At 71.2% G+C, this 21,910-nt stretch carries 18 protein-coding genes; 4 read left to right on the top strand and 14 right to left on the bottom strand.

What is annotated here, in order from left to right; all coding sequences use genetic code 11:
• Window positions 1-39: 39 nt before the first annotated feature.
• Complete coding sequence (locus tag ABZ215_RS16685; protein WP_237336355.1) at window positions 40-2,538, bottom strand: glycoside hydrolase family 172 protein; 2,499 nt, start codon at window positions 2,536-2,538, stop codon at window positions 40-42.
• A gap of 179 nt (window positions 2,539-2,717) precedes the next feature.
• Here ABZ215_RS16685 and ABZ215_RS16690 point away from each other — a divergent pair, with 179 nt between their 5' ends.
• Window positions 2,718-2,993, top strand: coding sequence for a hypothetical protein (locus ABZ215_RS16690; RefSeq protein ID WP_354950192.1), 276 nt, complete (start codon window positions 2,718-2,720; stop codon window positions 2,991-2,993).
• Between the two features lie 55 nt (window positions 2,994-3,048).
• On the opposite strand, the gene smc is transcribed toward ABZ215_RS16690, so the two are convergent.
• Together smc and ABZ215_RS16700 are read right to left on the bottom strand one after the other, a co-directional pair.
• Window positions 3,049-6,630: a chromosome segregation protein SMC gene (smc, locus tag ABZ215_RS16695; protein ID WP_354950193.1), complete on the bottom strand. Its 3,582-nt coding sequence runs from the start codon at window positions 6,628-6,630 to the stop codon at window positions 3,049-3,051.
• A 121-nt stretch (window positions 6,631-6,751) separates the two neighbouring features.
• Window positions 6,752-7,084, bottom strand: a complete 333-nt coding sequence (locus ABZ215_RS16700) for an acylphosphatase (RefSeq protein ID WP_354950194.1) — start codon at window positions 7,082-7,084, stop codon at window positions 6,752-6,754.
• Window positions 7,085-7,207: 123 nt separating this feature from the next.
• On the opposite strand from ABZ215_RS16700, the gene ABZ215_RS16705 reads away from it, so the two are divergent.
• On the top strand, window positions 7,208-7,840 hold the full coding sequence (locus ABZ215_RS16705; protein ID WP_157358542.1) for a hypothetical protein: 633 nt from the start codon (window positions 7,208-7,210) through the stop codon (window positions 7,838-7,840).
• Here the strand turns inward: ABZ215_RS16705 and ABZ215_RS16710 are convergent.
• The 7 genes from ABZ215_RS16710 to kdpF form a co-directional block, all read right to left on the bottom strand.
• Complete coding sequence (locus tag ABZ215_RS16710; RefSeq protein WP_020418107.1) at window positions 7,799-8,458, bottom strand: hypothetical protein; 660 nt, start codon at window positions 8,456-8,458, stop codon at window positions 7,799-7,801. The two genes, ABZ215_RS16705 and ABZ215_RS16710, sit on opposite strands and share 42 nt — an antisense overlap.
• 152 nt (window positions 8,459-8,610) lie before the next feature.
• Window positions 8,611-9,303, bottom strand: coding sequence for a response regulator (locus ABZ215_RS16715; RefSeq protein ID WP_020418106.1), 693 nt, complete (start codon window positions 9,301-9,303; stop codon window positions 8,611-8,613).
• Complete coding sequence (locus tag ABZ215_RS16720; RefSeq protein ID WP_354950195.1) at window positions 9,300-11,846, bottom strand: DUF4118 domain-containing protein; 2,547 nt, start codon at window positions 11,844-11,846, stop codon at window positions 9,300-9,302. The genes ABZ215_RS16715 and ABZ215_RS16720 overlap by 4 nt, the downstream gene beginning before the upstream one ends.
• Before the next feature lie 4 nt (window positions 11,847-11,850).
• Window positions 11,851-12,438 (bottom strand): potassium-transporting ATPase subunit C, encoded by a 588-nt coding sequence (locus tag ABZ215_RS16725; protein WP_354950196.1) that lies wholly within the window; start codon window positions 12,436-12,438, stop codon window positions 11,851-11,853.
• 2 nt (window positions 12,439-12,440) lie between these two features.
• Entirely contained in the window at window positions 12,441-14,483 is a 2,043-nt protein-coding gene (kdpB, locus tag ABZ215_RS16730; RefSeq protein WP_354709620.1) for a potassium-transporting ATPase subunit KdpB, read from the bottom strand.
• On the bottom strand, window positions 14,480-16,141 hold the full coding sequence (kdpA, locus tag ABZ215_RS16735; protein ID WP_354950197.1) for a potassium-transporting ATPase subunit KdpA: 1,662 nt from the start codon (window positions 16,139-16,141) through the stop codon (window positions 14,480-14,482). The genes kdpB and kdpA overlap by 4 nt, the downstream gene beginning before the upstream one ends.
• Entirely contained in the window at window positions 16,141-16,242 is a 102-nt protein-coding gene (gene kdpF, locus ABZ215_RS16740; protein ID WP_017987524.1) for a K(+)-transporting ATPase subunit F, read from the bottom strand. Before kdpF ends, kdpA begins: the two co-directional genes overlap by 1 nt.
• A 346-nt stretch (window positions 16,243-16,588) precedes the next feature.
• Between kdpF and asnB the strand changes: the two genes are divergently transcribed.
• Both asnB and ABZ215_RS16750 read left to right on the top strand, forming a co-directional pair.
• Window positions 16,589-18,424 (top strand): asparagine synthase (glutamine-hydrolyzing), encoded by a 1,836-nt coding sequence (asnB, locus tag ABZ215_RS16745; protein ID WP_020418101.1) that lies wholly within the window; start codon window positions 16,589-16,591, stop codon window positions 18,422-18,424.
• 77 nt (window positions 18,425-18,501) lie between these two features.
• The gene (locus ABZ215_RS16750) at window positions 18,502-19,023 is read left to right on the top strand and encodes a general stress protein (RefSeq protein ID WP_354950198.1); all 522 of its coding nucleotides are present in this window, start codon (window positions 18,502-18,504) and stop codon (window positions 19,021-19,023) included.
• Between the two features lie 45 nt (window positions 19,024-19,068).
• Here ABZ215_RS16750 and ABZ215_RS16755 read toward each other — a convergent pair whose 3' ends face one another.
• The 4 genes from ABZ215_RS16755 to idi all read right to left on the bottom strand — a co-directional run bounded on the left by ABZ215_RS16755 (window position 19,069) and on the right by idi (window position 21,892).
• On the bottom strand, window positions 19,069-19,512 hold the full coding sequence (locus tag ABZ215_RS16755; protein ID WP_354950199.1) for a hypothetical protein: 444 nt from the start codon (window positions 19,510-19,512) through the stop codon (window positions 19,069-19,071).
• A 105-nt stretch (window positions 19,513-19,617) separates the two neighbouring features.
• Window positions 19,618-19,812 carry a hypothetical protein gene (locus tag ABZ215_RS16760; RefSeq protein ID WP_354950200.1) on the bottom strand — a complete coding sequence of 65 codons (195 nt, stop codon included), beginning with the start codon at window positions 19,810-19,812 and terminating at the stop codon, window positions 19,618-19,620.
• A gap of 524 nt (window positions 19,813-20,336) precedes the next feature.
• Window positions 20,337-21,323: an alpha/beta fold hydrolase gene (locus tag ABZ215_RS16765; protein WP_354950201.1), complete on the bottom strand. Its 987-nt coding sequence runs from the start codon at window positions 21,321-21,323 to the stop codon at window positions 20,337-20,339.
• 23 nt (window positions 21,324-21,346) lie between these two features.
• Entirely contained in the window at window positions 21,347-21,892 is a 546-nt protein-coding gene (gene idi / locus ABZ215_RS16770) for an isopentenyl-diphosphate Delta-isomerase (protein ID WP_020418096.1), read from the bottom strand.
• Between the last annotated feature and the right edge of the window lie 18 nt (window positions 21,893-21,910).

The following is a 21,910-nucleotide window of genomic DNA, read 5'->3' on the forward strand; positions in this document are numbered from 1 at the left end:
CGATCAGGTCACACGTGATCACCCAGCACGGTCACGGGTTCAGTCCTGCGCGGGCTGGGTCGGCGCGCCCTGCGAGAAGACCGTGTAGCGCGACGCCGACCAGGCCGGCGCGCCGGCGACCGGTTCCAGCCGCACCTGCACCGACGTCTGGCCCGCCGTGGCCGAGGCCGGGATGTCGAAACTGTCCTCCAGCCACCGCGAATGCGTGTTGCCCAGCGGCTGGTACCACTCGCCGACGAGCCGGTCGTTCACGAACACCCGCGCGTGCTGGAACGCCTGGGCCTGGTCGGAAACCCGGTGCAACCGCAAGCCGCCATTGGCCTGGTCCACCCGGGCGGTGAACGTCACCGGTTGCGTGGTGGCCGTCGTCGTCCCAGTGACCGGCGTGCGGTCCCGCTTGCCCTCGAACGTCGACGTCAGCGACTCGCGCGTCTCGCCCGGCGCGGAATACCCGTGCTGCGACCGGCTCGCGTCGTCGCCGACCTCGACCACGTCGCTCTGGCTCATCGACGGCGTGCTCTGCCCGTACCAGTACGCGGTCGAGCTGTAATCAGCAGGCATCGACGACCGGTCGCCGTGCTCGATGTCGAACTCGATGCCGTTGCCGAAGGGCACCCCGTCGCCGATCATCAGCCGGTAGGCGTTGAGGCACACGTACTGGCAGCCGTCGCTCGCGTCCTCCCGGCTGACCAGCCCCGCCTGCGGCATCGCGTACGGCACGCCCTCGACCCCGCCGTCGCGACCGTCCTGGAAGTACCAGCCGGACTCGTAGAAGTCCTCGGACCCGGTGCCGTGGATCGCCGGGCTGGCCGAGCCGTTCGGGTACATCCGCTCGTCGCCTTCGAGGTAGTTCAGCTGGTTCTGCCCCGGCGGGATGCCGCCGCGCATGCTGGAGGTGACCCCGTAGAACACGCCCCGCCCCTGCGCGGTGAGGAAGTTCCAGTCCTTACCGGACACCGTTTCGGCCCGGTGGTGCGTCGCGTGGAAGTAGCCGAGGGTGCCGTCCCGCAGGCCCGCGGTCACGCCCGAGTCCGGCGCGGAAGTCACCTCCAGGCTGCCCCCGGTGACCGGCACGCCCGAGCTGTTCACCAGCTCCGCCACCGCGCTGCGGGCGTAGGGCATCGGCCACCACGCCGTGAACGCGCCGTTCTCCGTGGTGTCGATGGCGTGCAGCAGCGTCCGCGACGCGTACTTGCCGAGCCCGGAGCCGAAGAACTCGCCGACCGGGGCGTCGACCGTGGTCTGCCCGTCGAAGGTCAGCCGCAGCCGCAGGCCCTCCAGCACCGCCTCGGACGCCGTCGCCTGCCCGGGGTCGGCCGGGTAGCGGAAGCGCCGCAGGCCGGCCCACCGCTCACCGTCCACCCGGTACCCGTGCACGGCCTCCTCGTTGGGGTGGTTGTGGCCGAGGTCGAGCACGTCGGTGCGCACCCACTGCCCGCCGACCTTGCTGTGCACCTCGTAGCGGAACTCGTTGACGTCCTCGGCGGAGGAGACGAACCTGGTCGCGACCTGCACCTGCGACCGGCCGCGGGTCAGGTCCGCCGGCACCTCGACGACCTGGTCCAGCCAGCCGCCGCCGGCGCGGGCCGGACCACTGTAGAACTGGCCGGCCGGACGCCCGCCTACCAGCAGGTCCGCACGCTGCTCGCCGATGCCCGCGTCGACGCGGCGGGTGATCCGCACGCCGTCGTTGTCCGGCGCCACGGTCGCGGTGAACGAGCTGCCGCCCTGGCCGTACGCGCGGCCGTCGTCGGACATCCCGGGGGCCGCGATGACCTGCGGCAACCGGAGGTTGAGCTGCGTGATGCGCCGCGCGCCGGACGGGAGCGGGATCGAGAGGGCGGACCCGGCCGGGACGTCGACCGCGGCCGACTGCACCCGCGCACCGGGCGCCGCCGGTTTCGGGTCGCGCACGCCGAACCCGCGCAGCCGCTGGATGACGTCCGTGGCCTTGTCCGCCGGGTTGAACGTGCGCACCCCCGCCGCGTCGGCGAACTGGCGGTAGGTGACGTGGTAGAAGTGCGGGTTGTTCTCGGTGGTGATCCGCATGGAGGTCGTGTACGGCATGGGCACCTTGATCGCCGCGCCGCCCATGGTGTCGGCCGAGTTCCCCACCAGCGGCCACACGAACGGCGCGCCCTTCGCGCCGTTCACGATGTCCTGCAACGAACCCTGCAGCACGACCTTGCCGTCCAGCTCGATCTTGATCCGCCCGATCGCGGCGACCGACGTCGACTCGTAGGTGAACCAGATCGAGGACACCTCGCCGGGCCCGCGCGCGTCGGCGAGCAGGCAGTCCCCGTTGGCCTCCTCGCGCAGGCACGAGTAGGTGCCCACGAAGCCGTCGTCGTTGTTGCCCGCGCGGTCGAAACTGGAGAACTGCTTGACCTGCTCGCCGGGCCGCATCCGGGCGAGCCCGTCGATCGATCGGTAGACGTCCCAGCCCACGGGTCCCTTGTCGCTCACTCCGGGAGCCGGCGCCGCACCGGCGGGAACACCGACCACGAGCGCGAGAACCAGCCCGAGCACGACGATCACGGAGCGGTTTTTGGGCGCGACAAAGGAACTTTCGGGCACAGTGGGGACCCCCAGCCTGGACGACCGCCGCGCCGCAGCGCGAGTAAACGATTTCTGAACTTAGCGCCTGGTGGCGTCAGTGTGTCTAGCGCCACATGGGTGGTTACGGATCAGACACTGAGGGTTATTGCCGGGCAGGAGTGATCGAAACGGACACTTTCGAGGGATCCGGTGGTCAGAGCCGATCGTTGATCAATTCTCTTGTGGATTCGCTCATAGATCTGCACGGGCACCGCTTCCGCCGCCGTCGACCCGCCGGCCAACGGCTGGGAGCCGGCGGGAACGGCACCTGCGTGGCGCACCGGGCGTCCGAGGGCGGCAAGTACAACCTTCCCGAAGGAACGAAGATCACGGTCTTCTTCCTGGGTGGCCCGCAGGAGATCTTCACGTCCCGCAACTTCGTGAACGACCACTGAGCGGCGCCCGTCTCCCGCCCGCCGGGCGGGAGACACTTCACGCAGCCGGGAGGTCTTACGCCTCCTGGCGCAGGCGCTGGCTGATCACCTTCGTGATGCCGTCGCCCTGCATGCTGACGCCGTAGAGGGCGTCGGCGATCTCCATGGTCGGCTTCTGGTGCGTGATGATGATCAGCTGCGAGGACTCGCGCAGCTGCTCGAGCAGGCCGATCAGGCGCCGCATGTTCGTGTCGTCCAGCGCGGCCTCGACCTCGTCCATCACGTAGAACGGCGAGGGGCGCGCGCGGAAGATCGCGACCAGCATCGCGACCGCGACCAGCGACTTCTCGCCACCGGACAGCAGCGACAGGCGCTTGACCTTCTTACCCGGCGGCCGGGCCTCGACGTCCACACCGGTGGCGAGCATGTCGTCCGGCTCGGTCAGCACCATCCGGCCGTCGCCGCCGGGGAAGAGCACCGAGAACACCGTCTCGAACTCGCGGGCGACGTCGTGGTAGGCGGACGTGAAGACCTCGAGGATCTTGTCGTCCACCTCCTTGATGACCGTGAGCAGGTCCTTGCGCGTCGCCTTCAGGTCTTCCAGCTGGGTGGACAGGAACTTGTACCGCTCCTCCAGCGCGGCGAACTCCTCCAGCGCCAGTGGGTTGACCTTGCCCAGCGTCGCGAGGTCCCGTTCGGCCCGCTTCGCGCGCCGCTCCTGGGTGCTGCGGTCGTACGGGATCGACGGCGGGGCGCTGACCTGCTCGCCGTTCGCCTTGGCCTCCTCGTACTCGGCCATCTCCTGCGCGCTCGGGGGCACCGGCACGTCCGGGCCGTACTCGGCGACAAGGTCCTCCAGGCCGATGCCGAAGTCCTCGGCGATCTTCGTTTCCAGCTGCTCCAGGCGCAGGCGCTGCTCGGCGCGCAGCACCTCGTCCCGGTGCACCGCGTCGGTCAGCTTCTCCAGCTCGTGGGTCAGCTCGCGAACCTTGTTGCGCACCTGGGTGAGCGCGGCCTCGCGCTGCTGGCGCACGGCCTGCGCCTCGTCGCGCTCGGCGGCGGCCCGCTGCACCGACAGCTCGATCCGCTCCAGTGCCAGCTCACCCGCGTCGACCACGGCCGCGGCGATCTCCGCGCCACGCGCCCGCGCCGCCCGCGCCTTCTCGGCCCGTTCCCGCGCCGCGCGCTCCGCGTGCGCCGCCCGGCGCAGCGAGTCCGCCCGGCCGGCGATGCTGCGGGCCCGCTCCTCGGAGGTCCGCAGCGCCAGCCGCGACTCGACCTCCTCCTGGCGCACCGCCGCCAGCCGCTCCGCGGCCTCGTCGCGGGCACTGGTGTCCGGGTCCTCGTCCACCGGCTGCTCGGCCACCGCGGCGAGCCGCTCCTCCAGCTCCGCCAGGCTGGCCAGCGCCTGCTCGCGGCTGGCCTCGACCTTCGCGCGCTGGTCCCGCAGCCGCGTCACCTCGGCTTCGGCGGACCGCGCGGCCTGCTGCAGCCGGTTCAGCCGCTCCGACGACCGGGCCTTGCGGACCTTCGCCTCGGACAGCGCTTCCTTCGCCTGGGCCACCTCTTCGCGCCGGGCCTGCTGCTCGGCGCGGGCGCCCTCCAGCTCGGCGGCCGTCTGCTCCAGGCGGCGTTCCGCGGCCATCAGCCGGTCGCGCGCCTCGTCGACCGCCGCCTGCACCTCGATGACGCTCTCGCTGCGGCCGGAGCCGCCGACGGCCCAGTGCGAACCGAACACGTCGCCCTCGGCGGTCACGGCGCTGACCTCCGGGTGCGCCGCGACCAGCTGCCGCGCCGCCTCCAGCGTGTCCACCACGGCGATCCGGTCCAGCGCGCGCTCCACCGCGGGACGCAGCGGCTCCGGCGCGGTGACCACCTCACGGGCCCACCGCGCGCCGGCCGGCAGCGACGGCCAAGCCGAGGTGTCCACTGTGTACGGAGCACCGCCGAGCAGAACCCCGGCGCGGCCGGATTCGTTGTCCTTCAAGAACTTCAGCGCCGCGATCGCCTCGTCGCCACCCTGCACCGCGACCGCGTCCGCGACCGGGCCGAGCGCCGCGGCGAGCGCGACCTCGAAACCGGTCTCGACCGACAGCAGCGCGGCGACCGACCCGAGCAGCCCGGGCAGCTGGTCGCTCGCGCCGAGCAGCTCACCCGCGCCGTCCTTGCGCCGGAGCCCCATCGACAGCGCGTCCACCCGCGCCTTCTCCGACGCGATCTCGCGCTCGGCCTGCCGCTCGGCCTTGACCAGCTCCTCGACGCGAGCCTTCGCGGCCTGGTTGGCCTGGACCGCGCGGTCGTGCCGGTCCTGCAGGTCGGCGTCGTCGGACTCCTCGACCCCGCCCTCGGCGCGGGCCTCCTCCAGCTCCTCGACCGCCAGCTCGGCACGCGCCGCGGCCTCGTCGATCGCCGCGGTGAGGCGGTCGATCTCGTCGGAGGTCGCGCTGTTCTTGCTGCGCAGCGCCTCGACCTGGCCGGTGAGCTTCGCCAGGCCCTCGCGGCGGTCGGCGATCGCGCGCACCGCGGCCATGTGGGCCTTCTCCGCGGCCTGGACCTCGTGCTCCAGCTCCTCGCGGCGCAGCACGGCCTCGGCGAGCGTCTCGCGCGCGATCATGACCGCTTCGTTCAGCTCGGCCTCGCGCTCGGCGACCTGCTCGGCCTCGGCCAGCAGCTCCTCCGGGTCGCGGCCGCCCGTCGAGGTCTCGACGTCGGCGGACAGGTGCCGCTGCCGCTCCACCGCCAGCCGCACGGTGCCGCGCAGCCGCTCGCCGAGGGCGGACAGCTTGAACCAGGTGTCCTGCGCGGCGTTGAGGCGCGGCGCGTCCTCCGCGACCATCGCTTCCAGCTGGGCCTCTTCGGCTCCGGCGAGTTCGAGCGCCTGCTCCACCTCGGCGCGGCGGGCGCGGGCGGCGTTCTCATCCGCCTCCTCGCGCGCGATCGCCTCGCGCTGCGTGACCAGGTCGTCGGCCAGCAGGCGCAGCCGCGAGTCGCGCAGCTCGGCCTGCACGGCCTGCGCCTTGCGGGCGATCTCGGCCTGCTTGCCCAGCGGCTTGAGCTGGCGGCGCAGCTCGGCGGTCAGGTCGTTGAGGCGGTCCAGGTTCGCCTGCATCGCGGTGAGCTTGCGCAGCGCCTTTTCCTTGCGCTTGCGGTGCTTGAGCACACCCGCGGCCTCCTCGATGAAGGCGCGGCGCTCCTCCGGCTTCGACTCCAGGATCTGCGCCAGCTGCCCCTGGCCGACGATGACGTGCATCTCGCGGCCGATGCCGGAGTCCGAAAGCAGCTCCTGGATGTCCAGCAGGCGGCACGAGCTGCCGTTGATCTCGTACTCGCTGGCGCCGTCGCGGAACATCCGGCGCGTGATCGAGACCTCGCTGTACTCGATCGGCAGTGCGCCGTCGGCGTTGTCGATGGTCAGCGTGACCTCGGCGCGGCCGAGCGGGGCGCGGCCCGAGGTGCCGGCGAAGATGACGTCCTCCATCTTGCCGCCGCGCAGGTCCTTCGCGCCCTGCGTGCCCATCACCCAGCGCAGCGCGTCGAGCACGTTCGACTTCCCCGACCCGTTCGGGCCGACGACGCAGGTGATGCCCGGTTCGAACCGCAAGGTGGTAGCCGAGGCGAAGGACTTGAAGCCCTTCAGCGTCAAGCTCTTGAGATGCACGTGGCGGGACCCTTCAACGCCTGGGTGATCCACGGAGTCTATCGGGGGCCGGTGAACGTCCCGGTCATGCCCGTGGGCGTGTTGTCCCCGCGAGCCCCACTGTGCTCAGGCGCCCCAGGCGTCACTCCTCGACGAAACCGTCCAGCCCGCCCTGCACAGGCGACCAGTGCTCGACGACTTGATCCACACGACCGGGTGATGATGTTGAGCGAAGGGTGTCAAGTAGCTGCTGACAGTTGTCCCGACTACCCTCCGCCAATACCCGAACACGCCCGTCGTCGAGGTTGCGCGCACTGCCGACCAGGCCGAGCTCCAGCGCCCTGCACCTGGTCCACCAGCGGAAACCCACTCCCTGAACCCGTCCGCCGACCCACGCCGTGAGCCGGACGGCGTCCTTTTCACCCGTCACGTCCCCTATCCTGCCGGAAGCTTTCCGACTGCGGAGGGTGATCATGCCGGTGCTCCTGGACAGATCGGTACTCACTCCCAGTGCTAATCTCCCCGGCAGGCGCCACCATTCGGGCTCACCCGTCCGGATGTGCTCAAGCCGGTTTCCCCGCCAGTCAAGGAGCGTCACATGGCCCACGTGGGTCGTCGGACCGAGGTGTCCCCGCCACGCGACTCCGCCTCGCGCAGCCAGCGCAGCGGCTACGTGCTGCTCGCGGTCAGCGGCGTCGTGCTCGCCACCGCGTTCGGCGGACTGGCCACGATCATCGCGCCGGGCGACTCGCCCAAGGTCGCGGTGCCCGGCGGCACCAACTCGACCTCGGGGGCGCAGCTCATCCCCGGCGACGCGGCGCCCGGCCAGACGCCGGTGACCGTCGACGGCGTGGCGATCCCCGCGGGCACCCGCACGGCCGTGGTGACCACCAACCCGGACGGGACGCAGGTCGTGACGCTGGTGCCGGCCGAGGGCTCCGGCGAGGCGCCGATCGTGCTGCCGCCCGGCACGCCGCTGCCGCCCGGCACGGTCATCCCGCCCGGCACCACGCTCCCGCCGGGCACCACGACCACTCCCCCGCGCAGCGACACCACCGCGACGCGCACCACGCCGAAGCCGCCGTCGAGCACCCCGTCGACCAGCAGCAGCACCCCGACCACCGAGCCGACCACCTCGACCGGCGAGAGCACCACGCCGCCGAGCAGCACGACCGACGAGAGCTCGACGTCAAGCGGCAGTGGTAGCCCGAGCCCGAGCGGGCAGGACTGATCGCCGCCGGCTGACCAGCCGCGTCACCAGCGCGATCACCGACAGCAGCGGCATCGGAAAGCCCAGCACCAGACCGATCGCGGCGTCGGCGAGCGGCGCGCACACCGCGGCGACGAACACCCACACCGGCCCGGTCTGCGGTTTCGCGGCGCCGGCCCAGGGCGTGCGCTTCCACGGTTTCGCCACGGACAGCCAGGCCTGGAAGGCGATCGCGCTCACCATGAGCACCGTGCCCGCGATGAGCCCCCACGGCGCGGGCGACGGATCCCCCGCCAGTGCCGCCTGTTCGGCGTCGGCCAGTGCCGGGGACAGCACGATGATGGCGACGTTGAACTGCACCACGGTGATCGTGAACTTGCCGAACACCCACCAGTGCCGGAAGAAGCCCCACGGCGTCGCGGCCGCGAGCAGGAACCCGGTGAACGCGGACGCGTTGGCCAGCGGGGCGAGCAGGTGCAGGTCGATGGCGTGAGCCATGGACATCGCGCTCGCCCGGCGGCCGGGATCCCCGCCCGAGCCGATCAGCATGAGCGTGAACAACGTGAGGGCCTCGGCCATCCAGGCGACGGACGTGATGATGTGCAACCAGACGGCCGCGTGCCGCCAACTCTTGAGCATGCCTCCGAGGCTGCCGCCCGGGGAGGCCGCGCACATCGGGCGCCGCCCGGATCTCTGCCCTGGTACGGAAGTCGCCGGATGTTGACAGGGCGGATCACCCGGAGGCGACCGCTCCCCGCGGCGGGGTAGCCGCTCCCGCCGGAGCCGGGGGCTCAGGCTTCGAAGCGGTACCCCATTCCGGGCTCCGTGATCAGGTGCCTCGGCCGCGACGGCTCCCGCTCCAGCTTTCGCCGCAGCTGCGCCAGGTAGACCCGCAGGTAGTGCGACTCGTTCTCATAGCCGGGGCCCCAAACCTCCCGCAGCAGCTGCTTCTGCGCCACCAACCGGCCCCGGTTGCGCACCAGCAGCTCCAGCACCCCCCACTCGGTCTTGGTCAGGTGCACCTCGACCCCGTCGCGGTGCACCTTCTTCGCCAGCAGGTCCAGCGTGAACGACTCGGTCTCGATCAGCGCCTCGCCCTCGGCCGACGGCACCGCCGAGCGCCGCATGGCCGCGCGCAGCCGGGCGAGCAGTTCGTCCATTCCGAACGGCTTCGTCACGTAATCATCCGCGCCCAGGTCCAGCGCCTTGACCTTGTCGGGCGACTCACCCCGCGCGGACAACACGATGATCGGCACCGTGGTCCACCCGCGCAGCCCGGTGATCACATCCGTGCCGTCGATGTCCGGCAACCCCAGGTCCAGCACCACGACGTCCGGCTTCGTCTCGGCCACCGCCCGCAGCGCCGCCGCCCCGTCGTGCGCGGTCACCACCTTGTACCCGCGCGCGGTCAGGTTGATCCGCAGCGCGCGCACGATCTGCGGCTCGTCGTCGACCACCAGTACCGTGCCGGTCTGCTCGGTCACGGAGCCACCTCCTTCAGCACCACCGGCACCACGTCGGGAGCCTGGCACGCCTTGAGCGCCACCACCACCGTGAGCCCGCCACCAGGCGTGTCCTCCGCCCGGATCACGCCACCCATCGCCTCGGTGAATCCTTTCGCGACGGACAACCCGAGCCCGACCCCGGGCGTCGCGTCCCGGTCCCCGAGCCTTTGGAACGGGGCGAACGCGGCCTCCGCCGTCCCCTTCTTCAACCCGCGCCCGTGGTCCACGATCCGCAGCTCGACCCACTCCGCGTATGCCGAACCCCGCACCGCCACCGGACCGCCGCCGTGCCGCAACGCGTTGTCCAGCACGTTCGCGATCACCCGCTCCAGCAGCCCCGGATCGGCCATCACCGCGGGCAGCCGCTCATCCACCTCGACCGCGACCGACTCCGAACCGTCCACATTCGACAACGCGTGCGCCACCACCTCGTCGTAGCCCACCGGCCGCAGGTGCGTCCGCACCGCCCCGGCCGCCAGCCGCGACGAGTCGAGCAGGTTGTTCACCAGCCGGGCGAGCCGGTCGGTCGACTCCTCCGCCGCCTCCAGCAGCTCCTCGGTGTCCTCCGGCGACAGGTCGATGTCCTGCGCCCGCAGGCTGCCGATCGCGGCCTTGATCGAGGTCAACGGCGTGCGCAGGTCGTGGCCGAGCGCGGACAGCAACGCCGTGCGCAGCTGGGTCGCCTCGGCCTGGCGCTCGGCTTCCGCCTGCGCCGCCGCCATCCGCTGCTGCCGCAACGCGAGCAGCGCCTGCCCGGCCGCCGCCTCCAGCGCCCGCCGGTCCGCCGCGGGCAACGCCCGGCCCCGCAACGTCAGGTGCACGTCCGCGGTGACCGGGATGTCCACATCGGCCTCGTCCGGCTTGCCGCACGGGTTGACGCCGGCGTGCTCGACCGCCTGCCACTTCCCGCCGCGCTTTTCCAGCAGCACCACGCATTCCATGCCGAAGTTCTCGCGCACCTTCTCCAGCAGCCGCGGCAACGGCTCGGCGTTCGTCAGCACGGTGCGCGCGTAGGACGCCAGCAAGGCCGCCTCCGTGCGCGCCTGCGCGGCCTGGGTCGCCCGCCGCGCCGCCCGGTCCACGACCAGCGCGACCAGCACCCCGACCAGGACCATCGCGACCAGGGTGATCACGTTGCTCTGCGCGTGCACGGTCAGCGTGTAGAGCGGTTCGGTGAAGAAGAAGTTCAGCAGCCCGGCCGACAGCAGCGCCGCCACCAGCGCCGGACCCAGCCCGCCGACCAGCGCGACCACCACCGTGGCGAGGAAGTAGTCGACCACGTCGGTGGAGAAGTCCAGCTCCCGGCGCAGCAGCACCCCGGTCAGCGTGGCCAGGGCGGGCGCGAGGAACGCCAGCACCCAGCCGGCCAGCAGCCGCGACGGCGCCAGCGGGCTGCGCCTGCCCAGCCACGACCGCAGCCGCCCGCCCGCCTCGTCGTGGGTGACCATGTGCACGTCGATCTGCCCGGACCGCTGCACCACCGTCGCACCGATGCCCTCGTCGAACAGCCGCGCGATGCGCGACCGCCGGGAGGTGCCCAGCACGAGCTGCGTCGCGTTGACGCCACGCGCGAAGTCCAGCAACGCGGTCGGCACGTCGTCGCCGACGACGGTGTGGAACGTCCCGCCCAGCTGGTCGGTGAGCTTGCGGTACCGGCCGGTCTCGACGTGCCCGAGCGCGGACAGCCCGTCGCCGCGCAGGACGTGCAGCACCAGCAGCTCTGCCCCGGCCCTGGTGGCGATGCGGCTGCCGCGCCGGATCAGCGTCTCGCTCTCCCGGCCGCCGGTGATCGCGACGACCACCCGCTCCCGCGTCTCCCACGTGTCGGTGATCCGCTGCTCGGCGCGGTAGCGCTGCAACGCCACGTCCACCTGGTCGGCCACCCACAGCAGCGCCAGCTCGCGCAGTGCGGTGAGGTTGCCGGTGCGGAAGTAGTTGCCCAGCGCGGCGTCGATCCGCTCCGCCGGGTAGACGTTGCCGTGCGCGAGCCGCCGCCGCAGCGCCTCTGGCGTGATGTCGACCAGCTCCACCTGCTCGGCCCGGCGCACGACGTCGTCGGGCACGGTCTCCTGCTGCGCGACGCCGGTGATGCGCTCGACGACGTCGCTCAGGCTCTCCAGGTGCTGCACGTTCACCGTCGACAGCACGTCGATCCCGGCGGCGAGCAGCTCCTCGATGTCCTGCCAGCGCTTCTCGTTGCGCGAGCCGGGCACGTTGGTGTGCGCGAGCTCGTCCACAATGGCCACCTCGGGGGCGCGGGCGAGCACCGCGTCCACGTCCAGCTCCTCGAAGTCGCGGCCGCGGTAGGTCATCCGCCGCCGCGGCACCGTCTCGATGCCTTCCAGCAGCGCCGCGGTCTTCGCCCGGCCGTGGGTCTCCACCAGCCCGGCGACGACGTCCGTGCCGCGGTCGAGGCGGCGCCGCGCCTCGCCCAGCATGGCGTAGGTCTTGCCGACGCCGGGCGCCGCGCCGAGGTAGATGCGCAGCTCTCCCCGGCGCGGCGGTTCCTTCTCCACGTCCACGCTTTCAGTGTGCTCCTGCCAGCTGGACGGCGAGGTTGAGTTCGAGCACGTTCACCCCGGGGATGCCGATGCCGTGACCGGTCGTGTTCGCCTCGACCAGCTGCCGGACCCGGTCCTCGGTCAGCCCCGTGTTGCGCGCCACCCGCGGCACCTGCAGGTCGGCGTAGGCGACGCTGATGGCCGGGTCGAGGCCCGACGCCGAGGCCGTGACCGCGTCGGCGGGCACCGCGTCCGGCGAGACGCCCTCGCGCTGCGCGATGGCCGCCTTGCGCTCCTCGACGGCCGCGACCAGGTCGGAGTTGAACCCGCCCTTGTTCGAGCCGCCGGACACCGACGGGTCGCCGGTCGCCGAGGGCCGGGTGTGGAAGTACGGGTCGTGCGCCGGGTCGGCCGGGACCGGGTCGATCCCGATCAGCGACGAGCCCACGACCTGCCCGTTCGCCGTCACCAGCGACCCCTCGGCGTTGTCGTGCAGCCCCGGGATCCGGGACACCGCCCACACGCCGAGCGGGTAGACCACCCCGAGCAGCACCGTGAACACCAGCAGCACCCGCAGGCCGGCGCCGGTCTGCTTCACCAGATTCTTGATCATGACTACCCGATTCCAGGGATGAAGCGGACGACGAGGTCGATGAGCCAGATGCCGAGGAACGGCGTCGCGATGCCGCCGGCCCCGTAGACCAGCAGGTTGCGCCGCAGCAGTGCGGACGCGCTGGACGGCTTGTACCGCACGCCCCGCAGCGCGAGCGGGATCAGCACCACGATGATCAGCGCGTTGAAGATCACCGCGGACAGGATCGCCGACCGCGGGGTCGCCAGGTGCAGGATGTTCAGCGCGGCCAGCTGCGGGAAGATCGCCACGAACATGGCGGGCAGGATCGCGAAGTACTTCGCGAGGTCGTTGGCGATGCTGAACGTCGTGAGAGCGCCGCGCGTGATCAGCAGCTGCTTGCCGATCTCCACGATCTCGATCAGCTTCGTCGGGTCGGAGTCGAGGTCGACCATGTTGCCGGCCTCCTTCGCGGCCGACGTGCCGGTGTTCATCGCGACCCCGACGTCCGAGGCGGCCAGCGCGGGCGCGTCGTTGGTGCCGTCGCCGGTCATCGCGACCAGCCGGCCGCCCTCCTGTTCGCGCTGGATGAGCGCCATCTTGTCCTCGGGCTTGGCCTCGGCGAGGTAGTCGTCGACGCCGGCGTCCTCGGCGATGGCCTTCGCGGTGCGCGGGTTGTCCCCGGTGATCATCACCGTCCGGATGCCCATCCGGCGCAGCTCGGTGAACCGTTCCCGCATGCCCGGCTTGACCACGTCGGACAGCCGGATCACGCCACGCACGAACGCGTGCCCGCCGGTCAGCTCGGCGACCACCAGCGGGGTGCCGCCCTGCTCGCTGATCTCGTCGACGATCCGCTCGGTCTCGTCCGGGAAGTCGCCGCCGTGCTCCCGCACCCACTCGCGGACCGCGCTCGCCGCGCCCTTGCGAACCTGGCGGCCGGGCAGGTCGACGCCGCTCATCCGGGTCTGCGCGGTGAACGGGACGAACTCGCCGCCGCCGGGAACCGTGGTGCCCTCGGTCAGCTCGACGACGCTGCGGCCCTCCGGGGTGCCGTCGGCGAGGCTGGACAGCCGGGCGGCCTCGGCCAGCTGGTGCGGGTCCGTCGAGCCGACCGGGATCAGCTCGGTCGCCCGCCGGTTGCCGAAGGTGATCGTGCCGGTCTTGTCCAGCAGCAGCGTCGACACGTCACCGGCGGCCTCGACCGCGCGGCCGGACGTGGCGAGCACGTTGCGCTGCACCAGCCGGTCCATCCCGGCGATGCCGATCGCGGACAGCAGCGCCCCGATCGTCGTCGGGATCAGGCACACCAGCAGCGCGGTCAGCACGATCACCGACTGCTCGCTGCCGGAGTAGGCGGCCATCGGCTGCAGCGCCACGACGGCGAGCAGGAAGATGATCGTCAGCGTGGACAGCAGGATCGTCAGCGCGACCTCGTTCGGCGTCTTCTGCCGTGAGGCGCCCTCCACCAGCGCGATCATCCGGTCCACGAAGGACTCGCCGGGCTTGGTGGTGATCCGGACGACGATCCGGTCGCTCAGCACCGTCGTGCCGCCCGTGACGGCGCTGCGGTCACCGCCGGACTCGCGGATCACCGGCGCGGACTCACCGGTGATGGCCGATTCGTCGACCGTCGCGATGCCCTCGACCACGTCACCGTCGCCGGGGATGATCTCCCCCGCCTCGACGACAACCAGGTCGCCCACCCGCAGTTCGACACCCGGCACGCGTTCCTCGCCGTCCGGGGTGATCCGCCGCGCGACGGTCTCCTTCTTGGTGCGGCGCAACGACTCCGCCTGCGCCTTGCCACGCCCCTCGGCGACGGCCTCGGCCAGGTTCGCGAACACGACCGTGAACCACAGCCACACCGCGATCAGGATCGTGAACACGCTCGGGTCGGTGACCGCGAAGACCGTGGTGAGCACCGAGCCTGCCCACACCACGAACATGACCGGGTTGCGGACCTGGTGTCGCGGGTGGAGCTTGCGCAGCGCGTCGGGCAGCGAGGTCAGCAGCTGCCGTCCGTTGAACACGCCCGCGCCGACGCGAGCCGGTGTTTCGACGGGCCGGTCCTGAGTGATGGTCATGCCATGGCCTCCGCGATGGGACCGAGCGCGAGCGCCGGGACGAACGTCAGCGCCGCGACGAGCAGGATGGTTCCGGCGAGCACGGAGCCGAACAGCGGCCCGGTCGTCGGCAGGGTGCCCGCGGTCTCCGGCACCTTCTTCTGCGCGGCCAGCGAACCGGCCAGGCACAGGACCGCGATGATCGGCACGAACCGGCCGATCAGCATCGCCACCGACAGCGAGGACTGGAACCAGCCGTCCGTCACCGTGATGCCGGCGAAGGCGCTGCCGTTGTTGTTGCCGGTGGAGGCGTACGCGTAGAGCACTTCGGACAGTCCGTGCGCCCCGCTGTTGCCCAGCGCGCCCGCGGTGCCCGGCATGAGCAGGGCCGCGCCGGCGCCGAGCAGGACGACCGCGGGCATCGCCAGCATCGCGATCGCGGCGGCCGTGACCTCGCGCTTGCCGAGCTTCTTGCCCAGGTACTCCGGCGTGCGGCCGACCATCAGGCCGGCCAGGAACATCGCGATGATCGCCATCACCAGGACGCCGTACAGGCCGGTGCCGACACCGCCCGGCGAGACCTCGCCGAACAGCATGTGCAGCAGGGTCATGCCGCCACCGAGACCGCTGTAGCTGTCGTGCAGCGAGTTCACCGCGCCCGTCGAGGTGCCGGTGGTGCTGGTGGCGAACAGCGACGACGCGCCGATGCCGAACCGCTGCTCCTTGCCCTCCAGGTTCGCGCCTGCCAGCAGGGCGGCGGGGCCGTTCGGGTGCGACTCGGCCCACCAGGTCACCGCGAGCACGAACGTCCACAGCAGACCCATCACGGACAGCAGGACGTTCCCCTGCTTCGGGTTGCCGACGAGCCTGCCGAATGTCCGGGTCAGCGACACCGGGATCACCAGGATCAGGAAGATCTCGATCAGGTCGGTCCAGACGTTCGGGTTCTCGAACGGGTGCGCGGAGTTGGCGTTGAAGATGCCGCCGCCGTTGGTGCCGAGCTCCTTGATGACCTCCTGGCTCGCCGTCGGCGCCATCGAGATGGTGCTCTGCGTGCCGTCCAGGCCGGTGACCGTGACGCCGGCGCGGAGGCTCTGCGTGACGCCGAGCGCGATCAGCACGATCGCGAACACGACCGACAGCGGCAGCAGGATCCGCACGGTGCCGCGGGTCAGGTCGACCCAGAAGTTGCCGAGCCGGTCGGTCCTGGACCGGGTGAACCCGCGGACCAGCGCCATCGCGACGGACAGGCCGACCGCGGCGGACAGGAAGTTCTGCACCGTCAGCCCGGCCATCTGGACGAGGTGGCCCATGGTCGTCTCGGGCACATAGGACTGCCAGTTCGTGTTGGTCACGAAGCTGACCGCCGTGTTGAACGCGACGCCGGGGTCGACCGGACCGCGGCCGAGGCTCAGCGGCAGGACGGACTGCAGGCGCTGCAGCAGGTACAGGAAGACGATGGACACCACCGAGAACCCGAGCACGCCCAGCGCGTAGGTGGGCCAGCGCTGCTCGGAGGACGGGTCCACCCGGAACGCGCGGTACAGGCCGCGCTCCAGCTTGAGGTGCTTCTCGCTGGTGAACACGCGCGCCATGTAGTCCCCGAGCGGCTTGTGGACCAGGGCGAGCGCGGCGACGAGGATGCCGACCGTGACCAGGCCGGACGCGAGGTCCGACATCAGAACCTCTCCGGCTTGGTGAGTGCGATGAACAGGTAGACGATCAGGCCCAGCGCCAGCACCCCGCCGACGACGTTGGCCACCACCCCCGCGCCGCTCACAGCTTCTCCAGCCCGCGCAACGTCAGCGCCAGCACCGCGAACACCGCGATCAGCAGCACGGCGTACAGCAGATCCGCCACTTCACACCTTCCAGCACGGGTCACCCGATCGGTGACCGCTCCGGTGACAGCGTGCGCTCGGATGTCCCGTGTCCTCGTCCGGATGACGGCGCCTTGACGCCGCTTCGGCGCGGATTTACGCGTTCTTGAGGCGCGTGTGCGACCGGCCACACTGCGTGAAATCCATCCCGTCAGAGCGGACGAATCGAGCAGACAGTTACCGGTGAGTTGTGTTACCACGGTGTTACGCATAGTTGTACTTGCTAAGCATCGGGAGGGTAGTACGCATGTGCGGCATCACCGGCTGGGTCTCCTTCGAGACCGACCTCACCCAACGGCGCGAAGTGCTCGACGCCATGACCGGGACCATGGCCTGCCGTGGTCCGGACGACTCCGGGACGTGGATCGCCCCGCACGCCGCACTCGGCCACCGTCGCCTCGCGATCATCGACCTGCCCGGCGGACGGCAGCCGATGTCCGTGACCACGCCGGCCGGCGAGGTGGCCATGGTCTACAGCGGTGAGGCCTACAACTTCACCGAGCTACGCCGCGAACTGGAGGGCAAGGGCCACACCTTCCGCACCGACAGCGACACCGAAGTCGTGCTGCACGGGTACCTGGAGTGGGGCGAGTCCGTCGCCGACCACCTCAACGGCATGTACGCCTTCGCCATCTGGGACGCCCGCGACGAGAAGCTCGTCATGATCCGCGACCGGATGGGCATCAAGCCGTTCTACTACTACCCGACGCGCGACGGCGTGCTGTTCGGGTCCGAGCCGAAGGCGATCCTGGCCAACCCCGCGGCGAAGCGGATCGTGGACGCGGACGGGTTGCGGGAGCTGTTCTCCTTCACCAAGCAGCCCGGCTGGTCGCTGTGGCACGGGATGTCCGAAGTGGAGCCCGGCACGATCGTCCGGGTGGATCGGGACGGCGTGCACACCCGCACGTACTGGAAGCTGGAGGCGCGCGAGCACACCGACGACCAGGAGACCACGGTCGCGCGGGTGCGCGAGCTGATGACCGACATCGTGCACCGGCAGCTGGTCGCCGACGTGCCGCGCTGCGTGCTGCTGTCCGGTGGCCTGGACTCCAGCGCGATCACCGGCCTGGCGGCCGCGCGGCTACGTGAGGAGGGCGAGCAGCTGCGCACCTTCTCGGTCGACTTCGTGGGGCAGGAGGAGAACTTCAAGCCCGACGAGATGCGCGACACCCCGGACTCGCCGTTCATCCGGGACGTGGCGAAGCTGGTCGACTCGGCGCACCAGGACGTCGTGCTGGACCCGGCCGCGCTGACCGACCCGGCGGTGCGGCGGGCGGTGCTGACCGCGCGGGACATCCCGGCCGGCATGGGCGACATGGACACCTCGCTGTACCTGCTGTTCAAGGCCATCCGGGCGGAATCGACGGTGGCGCTGTCCGGCGAGTCGGCCGACGAGGTGTTCGGCGGGTACCGGTGGTTCCACGACGAGACCGCCCGCAACGCCGACACGTTCCCGTGGCTGGCGTTCAACACGGGCGCTCTCGAACGCGGCGGGCTGCTGCGGGCGGAGGTGCGGTCCACGCTGGATCTCGAGGGCTACATCGCGGACCAGTACCGCACGGCGCTGGCGCGGGTCGAGCACCTGGACGGGGTTTCCGCGGAGGAGCGCCGGATGCGCGAGGTGTGCCACCTGCACCTGACGCGGATGGTGCGGGCGCTGCTGGATCGCAAGGACCGCGCGTCGATGGCGGTGGGCCTGGAGGTGCGGGTGCCGTTCTGCGACCACCGGCTCGTCGAGTACGTCTACAACACGCCGTGGTCGCTGAAGACGTTCGACGGCAGGGAGAAGAGCCTGCTGCGGCACGCGACCAAGCACGTGCTGCCGCAGTCCGTTGTGGACCGGGTGAAGAGCCCGTACCCGTCCACGCAGGACCCCGGGTACGCGGCGGCGTTGCAGCAGCAGGCGAAGGAGGTGCTGGCGACGCCCGGCGACCCGGTGTTCGAACTGGCCTCCCGCGAGTGGGTGACGGACGCGGTGGGCCAGGACCCGGCCACGATGACGTCCCTCACGCGCCACGGCCTGGACCGGCTGCTCGACCTGCACCACTGGTTCGACATCTACCGGCCGGAGCTGCGAGTCTGAGGATTCCCTGTGAGGTTCGGACATGGGGCACAAGTGGGTATGCGGGAGCGTTGAACAGGTCAGGAGAGGTGAGGAAGATGACCCAAGCATTCACGCAGACCGCTTTCACCAACGCCCGGACGAGCCCGCAGCTCCCGACCCTGCCCACCGGCTGGCCGATCGGGTCCTACGACTCCTACGAAGAGGCCCAGCGGGCGGTCGACCACCTCGCCGACAACGACTTCCCCGTGGCGGACGTCACGATCGTCGGGGTCGAGCCGATGCTGGTCGAGCGGGTCGCCGGCAAGCTCAGCTGGGGCCGCGTGCTCGGCGGCGCCGCGATGTCGGGCGCCTGGTTCGGTGTGTTCGTCGGCCTGTTGCTGACGCTGTTCACGCCGGGCGCCGGGCTGCTGCCGATCCTGTTCGGCCTGGTCGCCGGTATCGCGTTCAGCATGGTGTTCGCGGCCATCAGCTACGGCGCCACCCGCGGCAAGCGTGACTTCGTCTCGCAGACGCAGCTGGTCGCGCGCCGCTACGACGTGCTGAGCCAGCCGCGCAACGCCGAGAAGGGCCGCGAGCTGCTGGCGAACCTCGCCGCGCGGACGCACGTGTTCAACTGACGTAGCCGAGGAGAGCTCCGGGCCGGTCGCCGGCCCGGGGCTCTTTCAGTTGCGGGGGCGCGACAGGATGTCGCCGCACACGCTTTCCCGGCGCAGCTGCGTCCAGTCCGGGCCGGACCAGACCGTGGCCGGCTGCGCCGCGGCGGGACAGGCGAACAAGTCGAGCAGGCACCAGCCGTCGTCCCTGCCGAGTTCACCGATGACGAAGCTGGCGGTCCCGTCGGCCACGAACACGGCGACGGCGACGTCGTCCGCGCTCTGGCGCACGTCGAAGACGGAGATGTCGCCGATGGTGAACGCCGAGACGGTGCCCTGGCCGGGCAGGCTGACCTCGTCCACCGGTGGCAGGTCCGTGCAGTGGAGGTCCCGGTAGGCCGCGTGGTCCTCGCCGGTGAGCGCCGTGGCGATGTCGTCCGCGGTGTCCGCGGGATCGTCGTCGAACACGTGCACCACGAGCAGCACGACAGCCGCGACCAACACGACGGCCACGCCGCCCAGCTTCCACCACCGCGCCCGTTTCACCGCACCTCCCGAGATCATCCTGGAGGTAACCGCATGCAGGCGGTGGTCGTCGAGGCCGGTGTCCTGATGCGGTCAGCTCCCGCTGGAGATGCCCAGCGACGTGGAGCCGCCGGAACGCGCGTTGCGGCCCGAGCGCAGCAGCTCCCGCCACCGGCGCACATCGTGCTGGGCCGGCCTCGTCGTGGCGAGGAAATCACGCAGAGACCGCTGTGGCGCGGTGTGGTGCGGGAAGTGCCCGGCGCCCTCGAAGAATGTCCGATCGAGCATGTTCACCGCTGTCCTGATGCGGTCAGCTCCCGCTCGAGATGCCCAGCGGCGTGGAGCCGCCGGAGCGCGGGCTGCGGCCCGTGCGCAGCAGCTCCCGCCACCGGCGCACATCATGCTGGGCCAGCCTCGTCGTGGCGAGGAAATCCTCAGCTCCCGGTCGTGGTGAGGAAATCCCGCAGGACAGCCAGAAACCGCTGCGGCGCGGTGTGATGCGGGAAGTGCCCGGCACACTCGACGAAGCTGCGATCGAGCATGTTCACCGCTGTCCTGATGCGGTCAGCTCCCACTGGAGATGCCCAACGGCGTGGAGCCGCCGGAACGCGCGTTGCGACCCGAGCGCAGCAGCTCCCGCCACCGGCGCACATCATGCTGGGCCAGCCTCGTCGTAGCGAGAAAATCCTCAACTCCCACTGGAGATGCCCAACGGCGTGGCGCCACCGGAACGCGGGCTGTGACCCGAGCGCAGCAGCTCCCGCCACCGGCGCACATCATGCTGGGCCAGCCTCGTCGTAGCGAGAAAATCCTCAACTCCCACTCGAGATGCCCAACGGCGTGGCGCCACCGGAACGCGCGTTGTGACCCGAGCGCAGCAGCTCCCGCCACCGGCGCACATCATGCTGGGCGGGTCTCGTCGTGGCGAGGAAATCGCGCAGGACAGCCAGAAACCGCTGCGGCGCGGTGTGGTGCGGGAAGTGCCCGGCGCCCTCGAAGATCTCCAGCCTGCTGCCCGGCATCGCGGCGTGGGCGACCAGCGCGTGCTCGCTCGGCACGACGTGGTCCCGCGTCCCCCACACCAGCATCGTCGGGATGCCCTCCGTCAGGTAGCTGCGGTCGAGCATGTTCACCACCTGCCCGCGCCAGTCCACCACCGCGCGCAGCGTGCGCAGGAACGCCTGCCTGCTGGTCGACTCCGCGAGCCGCACGTACTTGCCGATCACGTAGTCCAGGTCCGCCCCCAGCCCGAACCCGCCGCCCGCCCGCAGCAGGCTCCGGAAGCGCCGCAAGCCTTCCCGCACCGGCGGGGTGCCGAGCAGCGGCAGCACCAGGTCGGCGCCCGGCGCGGCCGCGAGCCGCAGCAGCGGGTGCACGCCCGCGCCGATGCCGCCGGAACTGACCAGCACCAGCCGCTCGCAGCGTTCCGGGAACTGGTAGGCGAACTGCATCGCCACGCCACCGCCGAGCGAGTGCCCGATCACGCTGACCCGGTCGATGTCGAGCGTCGCCAGCAGGTCCCGCATCCCGCACGCGTAGGCGGCCACCGAGTAGTCGGCGCGCGGCTTGTCCGAACCGCCGTGGCCGAGCAGGTCCGGCGCGATCACCGTGTAGTCCCTGGTCAGCGACGCGAGCACGTCCAGCCAGGTGGACGAGTCGTCGCCGATGCCGTGGACGAACAGCAACGCGGGACCGCTGCCCGCCATGCGGTAGGCGCGCCGGTAGCCGTGGATCCTGCGGTGGCGCAGGTCGAAGGTGTCCGGGCCGATCCCGGTGAGCGCGGTGTCCGGGGAACGCACCCGGCAAGCCCACCAGCCGGCTGTTACCGCTGTGTTGCCCCCGCCGAAAGAGTTTCCGCGAGCCGCGGGACCTGCAACTGCGACCACGGGCTGAACACGAACGGCGTGCGGCTCATGCTCTCCACCAGGTCGGTCCAGGCCGACCAGCGCCACTCGCACACCTCGTCCGGCTCGGGCAGCGGGTCCGCGTCGGCCTCGGCCACCCACACGGGGCAGAACTCGTTCTCCACCACGCCACCCGCGTCCGTCGCCGTGTAGCGGAAGTCCGGCAGCACCTTCCGCAGCCCGGTGACCTCCAGGCCCAGCTCCTGCTTCGCGCGCCGCGCGATGGCCTCGGCCATGTCCTCGCCAGGGCCGGGGTGGCCGCAGAACGAGTTGGTCCACACGCCCGGCCACGTCTTCTTGCCGATCGCGCGCCGGGTCAGCAGGACGCGGCCGGCGCGGTCGAAGACGTAGCAGGAGAACGCCAGGTGCAGCGGGGTGTGCGCGTCGTGCACCGTGCGCTTCGGCGCTGTGCCGACGGGGTCGAAGCGCTCGTCGAGCAGCACCACGAGTTCTTCCTGGGCCACGTGACCTGCCTTCCGGTG

Origin of the sequence: Amycolatopsis sp. NPDC006131 (assembly GCF_040614175.1) — a bacterium.
GTDB classification, from domain to species: domain Bacteria; phylum Actinomycetota; class Actinomycetes; order Mycobacteriales; family Pseudonocardiaceae; genus Amycolatopsis_E; species Amycolatopsis_E tucumanensis.